Raw genomic sequence first — 6,512 nt, forward strand, 5'->3', positions numbered from 1 at the left:
TTATAATAGAAAATATTCATGTTTGGTATTAGCGATCTTCCTAAATTTTTTCTGGCCTTTTTCCTGGTGATGCCGCTGATTTCGATATTACATGAAGGGGGACATGTGTTTTTCGCCTGGCTTATGGGTGGTAAGAACATCAAGGTAAGTGTTGGTACCGGAAAACCCATTTTTAAGTGGAAGATGATCGAGGTACGTAAATACTACTTCTGGTATGGGATGTGCACTTTCGAGAATCTCAAGATTAACCAAAGATGGAGCAATATCCTCATTTTTGGGGGAGGAAGTCTTTTTAATTTCCTTGGGGTATTGGCTGTAATGATCCTTGTAGAGGAACAGCTGATAGAGACCAACATGTTCACTTACCAATTCACTTATTTCTCCCTGTACTACATCTTCTTTGCACTATTCCCCATGCCTTATCCTGATGGAAACTACAGCGATGGGAAAATAATTCTGGATCTCATGCAAAACAAAAAGTTTGCTGTTACGGAAAGAATCTTCAGGGTGCAGTGGAATGCTGAAAAAAATCAATGGCATGTCCTCAATCATGATCAGGAATTCGTGGAAGCTTTCGAAAATGAAGAGGAGGCTTGTAGTAAAGCAAAGGAGGTAGCTGAAAAGTATAAACCGAGTAGAGTCATTAATGTAAAAGATGGGGAGGAAAAAGAAATCCACAACTTCCCCCGGGTTCCACTCTAGATTCTATTTTGCCACCCACAGAGGTACTCCAAAATTAGCATTGAATAATTCTTCTGTAACACTTCCCACTGCAAAAGGGGAAAAAGTATTGCCGCCTTTATCTGAAATCACGAGCAGGTCTGCTTCCGATTTTTGAATGTTCGCTATGATCTTCTGCGCAGCCCCTGATTCCCTTCCCAGGAAAACCAGAGGTTCAATTGGTTCAGAATAATCTATTTTCTTTATGAACTTATTAATTTTCTCCTGCACATGTTTTTCTACTTTGGGAGCCATAGATTCCGGAGAGACATAAGGGGAGAATTGCACCGGTACACTGTAAACATGAACCAATTTGAGAGAAGCTCCACCGGACTCCTGTAATATTTTGGTTACATTAAAAACTTTTCGGGATTCGGGGGAAAGGTCGGTTCCTGCCCAGATGAGTTCGATCTTCGGCTTAGCTGCACGCGGTACTGCTAAGATATCACACCTAAGTAACCTCAGAAGTTTTCCGCTCACCAATCCGGTGCCTTTCTCGTGTTTTTTATTGCCCACAATGGCAAGTTGGACAGCATATTTATCCACCACATACTTAATGAGGGATTCGCTGTAGGGGTCTTCAGAAATTAAAACTTCCCAATCTACTTCAGCCGTAAAATGCTCCTGAACTTTATCATTAAGTTCATCTCCAATAACCTGGTCAAGATTAACATCTTTAAGTTGTTCTTCAAAGAGTTCTGAAATCTCATATTTCTTGATGTTATGAACAAAATAGACCTTTTCTGCTCTAAGGCGGTGAGCAATAAAGGATGCATATTTTATGAGCACTTCATCCAGGTCTGAAAGATCCAGGGCAACCAGTATATTCTTGTAATTTTTCATTTTAAAGTGGATTAGAGATTAGGTTTTGATTTTCCGGTACTGCGTTTTTTAATAATATCGGCTACCTTTTCTTCATAGCTTTCCCATTCTTTCTGGGCCTGCCGTTCTTCAGCCTGTTGATGTTCATCTTTTAGAGCAGTGTACAGGGAATAACACATGAACAGGAGAATAAAAGCGAACGGAAGTCCTGTGGCTATAGACGCGGTTTGCAAGGCCTGTAAACCACCACCTATTAAAAGAACTGCTGCAACGGTACCTTCGGCAACTGCCCAGAATATCCTTTGCCCCACAGGAGCATCGATCTTTCCTCCAGAAGTAAGACTGTCCACGACCAGGGAACCAGAATCTGAAGAGGTAACAAAAAATCCGGCAATTAGGATCACTCCTATAACATTCAGCACTACTGCAAAGGGATAATCTTCAAGAAAAACAAAAAGCGCCGTGGCAACATTATCATCAACTGCGTTTAGAACTGTTTCATTTCCAACTAATGCCTGCTGAATTGAGGTGCTTCCGAAGGCAGTGATCCAGAAAAAAGTGATTAGTGAAGGCACTATAAGTACACCTGAAATAAATTCCCTTATGCTTCTCCCCTTTGAAATTCTGGCAATGAACATTCCCACAAAAGGAGACCAGGCGATCCACCAGCCCCAGTAGAAAACTGTCCAGGCGTTTTGCCAGTTATTCCCTGTATAACTTTCTGTCCATGTCGAGATTTGCAGAAAACTGTAAAAATAGTTACCGGTGTTCTGCACGAATGACTGAAAAATGAAAATGGTAGGTCCCAGCAGGACCACCAAAACCAGCAAAAGCACTGCTATCCTCATGTTCCATTCACTCAAAAACTTTACGCCTTTATCCACTCCCAATACTACTGAAGCTGTTGCGATAAGGGTAATCCCGGCAATAAGGGTAACCTGGGTGACGATTCCGCTACTAAGGCCAAACACGTGAGCGAGTCCGGCCGCGATCTGCTGAACTCCCAATCCCAGGGAGGTCGCCAAACCGAAAAGCGTCGCCAGAACAGCAAAAATATCGATGAGGTCTCCCCATTTCCCATAGATCTTATCCCCCATGACAGGGTAAAAAACAGAACGAATGGTCAAGGGTAGTCCGTGGGAATAGGTGAAATAAGCCAGCGAAAGTCCCACAAGCGCGTAAACACCCCAGGCGTGAAAGCCCCAGTGCAAAAAGGTGAAATTCATCGCCTCCTGCGCTGCCAGGGGAGTTCCACCCTCTGCAAGCGGCGGATTCATAAAATGCGTTACCGGCTCAGCAATACTCCAAAACAACAAGCCAATTCCCATTCCCGCACTAAAAAGCATCGCGAACCACGAAAGGGTTTTAAACTCGGGCCGGGCATCTTTTCCGCCTATCCTTATATCGCCATATTTGCTGAAGGCAAGATAGATTACGAAGATCAAGAAAACATTTACACACAGCACAAAAAACCAACCGACTGTGTTGGAAATAAAATTCTGAATTTCAGTAAAGTAATTTTCTGCCTGCTCTTTGAAGATGAGAGTGAGTGCAATACTGATAATGATGAAAATGGTAGAGGTAAAAAACACCGGACCATTAACATCCAATCCCATGATCGATTTTCGCTCGTCGCTTCTTACAATTTTTTTAGCCATAAGTGGTTTTTCTCAGTATGTTTTAATAGTCGATTAAAAATAATATCCAATATTAATATTGAATCTCGCCTCCCATTTCGCGCCGGGAGTGCCACGGCTGAAATCATCAATATAATTGCCCCCCAACCAGGAATGATTCAGGCCGGCGGCATAATCTATATAAGTGTAGATATTCCCTGCTGTTAGAAGTACGCCGGTCACATTCATAGCCGAATCTTCAAAATCATCTTCCTTCTTCTGCATGTATCCAAAATCATTATAGAATTGTAAAGCCGATACAGGTCCCCAGTCTACAGGAACATTGCGGGCAAGGGTTAAAGTGTACATATTAAAATCTGCAGCAACTTCATAAGGTGCACCATAGGCCGCCATTAAAATTACTTCTCCGGAACTGCCCAAGGTGTTTTCAGGATTGTGAGCGATGTTCATAGCTTCACCCTTGAGATTCCAGTCCTTATAGGTTGCTTCGTAATGCAAGGCAAGTCCGTAATGGTCTCCCTTCTCTTCGGTGTCAAGGTTATAGAGGCTACCATATTGTCCGGAAACTCCAATCCTCTGCAGCACATTTCCCCCAAATTTAAAGACGAATTTCCCATTGAACTGGTTGACCTCCTTATTCCTCCCTGCCACATCATAGGAATATCTGCTATGGGAAATTTCCGTATCATTTCCGAAGCGCAATTCCTCGGCATTCTTGAAGAAAGCTAAATGATATTCTATGTTCTCTCCCAGGTGAATGTATTTTATCCCCATATCATGATCGTCCTCGAGACCAACATAATATGAAAGATTGAAGAACCAGTTATTGGAATTATACTGCTGAATTCCAAAAGGCACCTGGGTAAGTCCCAGCTGTAGCTCATCTTTTTCGCTGAAGCGGTATCCAAACCAGCCCTGTTTCAGCATTCCACCGCCAAAAGCTTCGGAGTAAAAACGATATTCGGCATTGAGGTAGATCCCTTTGTAAGCTGCATTTGCATTAATACGGAACATGTCATACCCAAAATCCCCGCCCCGGTTTTTCTGTTCCGTTTTCCAGGAGGAAAGGTTGTAATTGAAACGCAATGCGCCGCCAATATCTACTTCGGGATCTTCCTGGGCATAAACAGAATTCATAATGGCTGCTACAGTGAATAGCAGCGCGCAAAGAGTGAAGGTTTCAACTTTAAGATTCATTCCATTTTTCCTTGAGCTTTTAATTTAGGCTTAGGAATTTAAAAACAAATCTATTTTTTGATAAAATATTGTTAAGCGGGCGAATTGTTAATAATGACTACCATTATCTCGGGGCGGGCGGATTTAGAATTTGGTGCTTGTAATTTTAATTACCCGAAGGGTACAGGATGTGAAGAATCCTTATAACATCCGGAGCTGGAAATACAAAAGTATTGCCGGAAGCAGTAATTGGATTTTGGAGCTTGCAATTTGGATTTTACCCGAAGGGTACAGGATTTAAAGAATCCTAATTACATCCATTGCTGGAAATACAAAAGCTCTGCCGGCTAAGGCCGTCAGCTTTTCTTGTTTAAAGCCTGCACTGCAAAGCAAGCTTTGCGTGCCACTTTAAACAAGAAAAGTGATGCTCTCGCATCACTTTTGTGCTTGTCGGGATGACAGGATTTGAACCTGCGACCCTACGCCCCCCAGACGTATACGCTACCGGACTGCGCCACATCCCGAAATAGTGGTTTTAAAAAGGAAACAGCTTTACTATCTACTTCCGACTCCCCGGGACCACACCCCCGATCGAGAATGCAAATTAAACAGCTTATTTAGAATTTTCAAAGAGAAAACAGGCTTTTTCTCCAATCATCATTCTACTAAGGTTTTATACAATTAATGCGAGTCTCCAAAACCTTATTTTGCTTCAGAAAAGATATTTTTTAGCTTAAGGAAAAAGAAATAATTATTTCCCCAATTCATAAATTCATTATATAACACATTACAGCAGTAAGAACAGCAACAATAACTTTTTCCATTGTATAAAATTTTCAGATTCAAAAAGTTGCCGTAGGGGAAGCGGTCCAAATGTATGAATTAACTTTTTATTAGGAAAGTAATATTCAGGACTATAGCTCACGTAGGTAATCAAAAGAGAAAGCTGTAAAATTTTGAGTACTCGTTTTTAAAAATTCCTACGCAACTATTCAGGAATAAAAAATTTAATCGTAATTTTACGATTAATAAATTTTACCACATATGAAAACTGAGAAAGAACTTAAAGATTCCGTAAGAGAGAGATATTCCAGAATTGCGGAGCAGGGGAAGGTAGAAAATGCTGCTTCCTGCTGCGGTGCCACTACGCCTTCCAACAAGGTATATAATATAATGATGGACGATTACACGGGCACAGAGGGGTATCTGGAAGATGCCGACCTTGGTCTTGGTTGTGGCCTCCCTACTCACTATGCAGGAATTAAAAAAGGTGACACCGTTATTGATTTGGGATCGGGAGCCGGTAATGACTGCTTTGTAGCCCGCCATGAAACCGGTGCCGAAGGTAAAGTGATAGGGATTGATTTTACCCCCACAATGATCAAAAAAGCCCGTACGAATGCCGAAAAACTGGGATTCAACAACGTGGAGTTCAGGGAAGGAGACATAGATAACATGCCTGTTAATGATAACACTGCAGATGTCGTCGTGAGTAACTGTGTTCTCAATCTTGTACCCGACAAACCTAAAGTGATCAATGAGATCTTCAGGGTTTTAAAACCGGGAGGACACTTCAGCATTTCCGATATTGTTTTAGTGGGAGAATTACCCGAAGCTCTACGCGAGGACGCAGAGATGTATGCCGGTTGCGTGGCCGGTGCCATCCAAAAAGGGGATTACCTGCAGTATATTAAAGGAGCGGGTTTTGAGAATATCAGCCTTCAGAAGGAAAAACCTATCACTATTCCCGACGATATTTTGGAAAAATATCTGAGTGAAGAAGAGATTAAAGACTTTAAGAAAGGGGAAACAGGCATTTTTAGTATTACAGTGTACGCCGAGGAACCTGGAGCTAAAAAAGACAAGCCGAAACTTAAAATGGTTGATCTCCAGTCTCAGGGTGTTTGCTGCAGTCCGGATTCCGGTTGTTGTTAGGATTCCTGCCGTCGGTTCGAGGGATTTCTTTTTTAGCGACAGCGGAGAAAGAAATTGTATCGAGAACAGAGGTATTAACCAATCCGTCGTTCTCGATACTAATTGATCCTGCTACCGCAGTCTCAATTCACTCCTTTAGACTTGTATTAGTAAATTTATTACAAGTTTAATTAAGAAAAGGGAGCTGAACTTAGGTACACTATTTTCACTCAGAATTTTTTA

At 41.8% G+C, this 6,512-nt stretch carries 5 protein-coding genes and 1 tRNA gene; 2 read left to right on the top strand and 4 right to left on the bottom strand.

From position 1 onward, the window contains the following. The first annotated feature begins 18 nt into the window (after positions 1 to 18). Entirely contained in the window at positions 19 to 702 is a 684-nt protein-coding gene (locus CRO16_RS11025) for a site-2 protease family protein (protein ID WP_097056422.1), read from the top strand. Positions 703 to 705: 3 nt separating this feature from the next. Here the strand turns inward: CRO16_RS11025 and CRO16_RS11030 are convergent, their stop codons facing one another. From CRO16_RS11030 to CRO16_RS11045, 4 genes are all read right to left on the bottom strand, one after another. Continuing rightward, positions 706 to 1,563 (bottom strand): universal stress protein, encoded by an 858-nt coding sequence (locus CRO16_RS11030; RefSeq protein ID WP_097056423.1) that lies wholly within the window; start codon positions 1,561 to 1,563, stop codon positions 706 to 708. Between the two features lie 11 nt (positions 1,564 to 1,574). Further along, positions 1,575 to 3,200 carry a BCCT family transporter gene (locus CRO16_RS11035; protein ID WP_097056424.1) on the bottom strand — a complete coding sequence of 542 codons (1,626 nt, stop codon included), beginning with the start codon at positions 3,198 to 3,200 and terminating at the stop codon, positions 1,575 to 1,577. Between the two features lie 33 nt (positions 3,201 to 3,233). Then, positions 3,234 to 4,376, bottom strand: a complete 1,143-nt coding sequence (locus tag CRO16_RS11040; protein WP_245859013.1) for a hypothetical protein — start codon at positions 4,374 to 4,376, stop codon at positions 3,234 to 3,236. Between the two features lie 429 nt (positions 4,377 to 4,805). Next, positions 4,806 to 4,879, bottom strand: a tRNA-Pro gene (locus CRO16_RS11045). A gap of 520 nt (positions 4,880 to 5,399) precedes the next feature. Here CRO16_RS11045 and CRO16_RS11050 point away from each other — a divergent pair. Then, a complete protein-coding gene (locus tag CRO16_RS11050) occupies positions 5,400 to 6,290 on the top strand; it encodes an arsenite methyltransferase (RefSeq protein WP_097056426.1) in 891 nt (296 codons plus the stop codon). The last annotated feature ends 222 nt before the right edge of the window (positions 6,291 to 6,512 follow it).

The organism is Salinimicrobium sediminis, assembly GCF_900215295.1.
GTDB lineage: Bacteria > Bacteroidota > Bacteroidia > Flavobacteriales > Flavobacteriaceae > Salinimicrobium > Salinimicrobium sediminis.

Coding starts and splice junctions, on each gene's coding strand:
- CRO16_RS11025 (WP_097056422.1), top strand. CDS start 19: ATGTTTGGTATTAGCGATCTTCCTAAATTTTTTCTGGCCTTTTTCCTG.
- CRO16_RS11030 (WP_097056423.1), bottom strand. CDS start 1,563: ATGAAAAATTACAAGAATATACTGGTTGCCCTGGATCTTTCAGACCTG.
- CRO16_RS11035 (WP_097056424.1), bottom strand. CDS start 3,200: ATGGCTAAAAAAATTGTAAGAAGCGACGAGCGAAAATCGATCATGGGA.
- CRO16_RS11040 (WP_245859013.1), bottom strand. CDS start 4,376: ATGAATCTTAAAGTTGAAACCTTCACTCTTTGCGCGCTGCTATTCACT.
- CRO16_RS11050 (WP_097056426.1), top strand. CDS start 5,400: ATGAAAACTGAGAAAGAACTTAAAGATTCCGTAAGAGAGAGATATTCC.